Origin of the sequence: Microvirga arabica (assembly GCF_016811235.1) — a bacterium.
Taxonomy (GTDB): domain Bacteria; phylum Pseudomonadota; class Alphaproteobacteria; order Rhizobiales; family Beijerinckiaceae; genus Microvirga; species Microvirga arabica.
The window spans coordinates 1-2,551 of sequence record NZ_JAFBID010000169.1 but is presented as its reverse complement, the minus strand read 5'-3'; the positions used below and the strand labels follow the sequence as shown (position 1 = coordinate 2,551).

General features: G+C 66.3%; 4 protein-coding genes. All 4 read left to right on the top strand.

Annotated elements, in window-relative coordinates; translation table 11 throughout:
• The coding region (locus JQC81_RS32175; protein WP_446685733.1) for a phosphorylase family protein at positions 1 to 370 on the top strand (370 nt) is incomplete at its 5' end.
• Between the two features lie 11 nt (positions 371 to 381).
• Positions 382 to 1,263, top strand: a complete 882-nt coding sequence (locus JQC81_RS32170; RefSeq protein ID WP_203275824.1) for a DMT family transporter — start codon at positions 382 to 384, stop codon at positions 1,261 to 1,263.
• A 67-nt stretch (positions 1,264 to 1,330) separates the two neighbouring features.
• Complete coding sequence (locus JQC81_RS32165; protein ID WP_203275823.1) at positions 1,331 to 2,344, top strand: ArsR/SmtB family transcription factor; 1,014 nt, start codon at positions 1,331 to 1,333, stop codon at positions 2,342 to 2,344.
• The coding region (locus tag JQC81_RS32160) for a methylenetetrahydrofolate reductase (RefSeq protein ID WP_203275822.1) at positions 2,344 to 2,551 on the top strand (208 nt) is incomplete at its 3' end. The genes JQC81_RS32165 and JQC81_RS32160, both read left to right, overlap by 1 nt.

Sequence of the window (2,551 nt, the reverse complement as noted above, 5' to 3'; positions counted from 1 at the left end):
CGGCGAGGAGCTGAAGCGGCGCCTGCGCACCGGCACGGTTGTGACCTATGACGACCGGAACTGGGAACTGCGCTGGAGCCAGGAACGGCGCCAGATCAATCTCTCCCGCGCCATCGCGGTTGACATGGAAAGCGGCACCATTGCGGCCCAGGGCTATCGCCTGCGCGTGCCCTACGGAACCCTGCTCTGCGTCTCCGACAAGCCGCTTCATGGGGAGATCAAGCTGCCGGGCGCAGCCAATGCCTTTTATGAGCGCGCAGTGAGCGAGCACCTCATGATCGGTCTGGCGGCCCTCGACATCCTGAGAGGGCAGCGGACTTCGCTCCACTCGCGCAAGCTCCGCAGCTTCGACGAACCGCCCTTCCGGTAAGCTCTCGCTGAATGTCCCGCGAGAGTCTCGGCCTTCTTCTGGGCTTCGTCGGCGTGTGCATTTTCGCCGGCACGCTGCCCTTCACGCATATTGCCGTCGAGCATCTGAGCCCGCTCTTCATCACGGCAGGGCGGGCAGCGCTGGCGGGACTGCTGGCTCTGACAACGCTTCTTCTGCTCGGGAAGCCCTGGCCGTCGAGGCGGCAGGCCAGCACTCTGGCCCTCGTGGCCGTGTGCCTGGTCGCGGGCTTTCCGGGCTTCACGGCGCTTGCCATGCAGACCGTGCCGGCGTCCCATGGCGGCGTGGTGCTCGGCATCTTGCCGCTCGCCACATCGGCCATCAGCACCCTGATTGCAGGTGAGCGCCCGAGCCCGGCTTTCTGGCTGGCGGCTTTGGCCGGCGCCGCCCTGGTGGTCGGCTTCACCCTGCACGAGGGCGGCGGCTCGCTGGGGCAAGGGGATGTCTTTCTCCTGGGGGCTGCCCTGTCCTCGGCCCTGGGCTATGTGCTGTCCGGCAAGCTCGCCCGCGCAGGCTTGGCCGGCTGGGAGGTAATCTCCTGGGTTCTGGTTGTCGCCCTGCCAGTCACGATCCCGCTGGCGCTCTGGAGCATGCCGGCTGAGCCAGGGGCCGTGCACGCCTGGAGCTGGATCGGCTTCGCCTATGTCGCCCTGATGAGCCAGTATCTGGGCTTCTTCGCCTGGAATGCGGGGCTCGCCATCGGGGGCATCGCCCATGTGAGCCAAGTTCAGCTCCTGCAGACCTTTGTGACCCTGCTGATTGCCTCCATTCTCAACCGCGAGGACATCGCACTCTCCGCCTGGTTCGTGGCCGGGGCCGTCGTCGTGCTGGTCGTTTTGTCAGGGCGCGCAAAGGTCCGCCGAGAAAAGTCCTAAGGTCTTGCTTGCTCCAATCGCAGAAAAGATATAAACATATCTTTATATGTAAGAGCGAGATTTGGCCGTGCCTGACACTCCGTCTCCATCCTTGGACCTGACCCTCGACGTCCTGCGGGCCGCCGCGGAAGAGACGCGCCTGAGGATGCTCGCCCTTTTGACGGAGGGCGAACTCTCCGTATCCGACTTCACCGACATCTTGGGCCAGTCCCAACCCCGCATCTCCCGTCACCTGAAGCTCCTGGTTGAAGCCGGCCTCGTGGAGCGGCATCGGGAGGGAGCCTGGGCCTTCTTCCGGCTCACCGACCGGGGCGTCGCCCTGCGGATCATCCGCCCGACCTTGGAAAGCCTCGACCGCTCCGATCCGCAGCTGCTGGAGGATCGGACGCGGCTTCAGGCGGTGCGCGCCCAGCGCTCGCAGGCGGCGCAGGCCTTCTTCTCGCGTTTGGCCCCCGAATGGGATCGGATCCGTTCCCTCCATGCCCCGGAAGCTGTGGTCGAGGCCGCGGTACTCGATGCCCTGGGCACGCGAACGATCCGCAACCTCGTCGATCTCGGCACCGGCACCGGCCGCATGCTGCAGCTGCTGGCGCCGCGCACCCAGCGGACCGTTGGCCTCGATGCCAGCCATGCCATGCTCTCGGTGGCCCGCGCCAACCTGGAGAAGGCTGGCCTGAGAGGCATCGAACTGCGCCAGGGGGACATCTATGCCCCGCCGTTCCCGCGCGACACGTTCGACCTCGTCGTCATCCATCAGGTCCTGCACTATCTCGACGACCCGGCGCGGGCGATCCGCGAGGCGGCGCGTCTCGTGGCCCCGGGCGGGCGCATCCTCGTGGTGGATTTCGCGCCCCACAGCCTCGAGTTCCTTCGCGAGGCGCAGGCTCATCGCCGCCTCGGCTTTGCGCCCGCCCAAGTGGCGGGTTGGCTCGACGAGGCCGGGCTCGACTGCACCCTTACCCAAGAGATCGCTCCGCCCAAGAAGGGCGAGGAGCATCTGACCGTATCCCTTTGGCTTGGCCAGGATCGCCGCGTGGTTACGGATTGGCCCTTGAACGAACCCGACAGAGAGGTCGCCTGATGTCACCGCTCACCCTTCGCCCCAGCCGGCAGGCCTCCCGTCCCATCAAGGTGTCATTCGAGTTCTTCCCGCCGAAGACTCCCGAGATGGAAGCGACCCTGTGGTCGTCGATCCAGCGTTTGGCTCCGCTCAATCCGCAGTTCGTCTCCGTGACTTACGGCGCTGGAGGCTCGACCCGTGAGCGCACGCACGCCACGGTCTCCCGTC

Coding starts and splice junctions, on each gene's coding strand:
- JQC81_RS32170 (WP_203275824.1), top strand. CDS start 382: ATGTCCCGCGAGAGTCTCGGCCTTCTTCTGGGCTTCGTCGGCGTGTGC.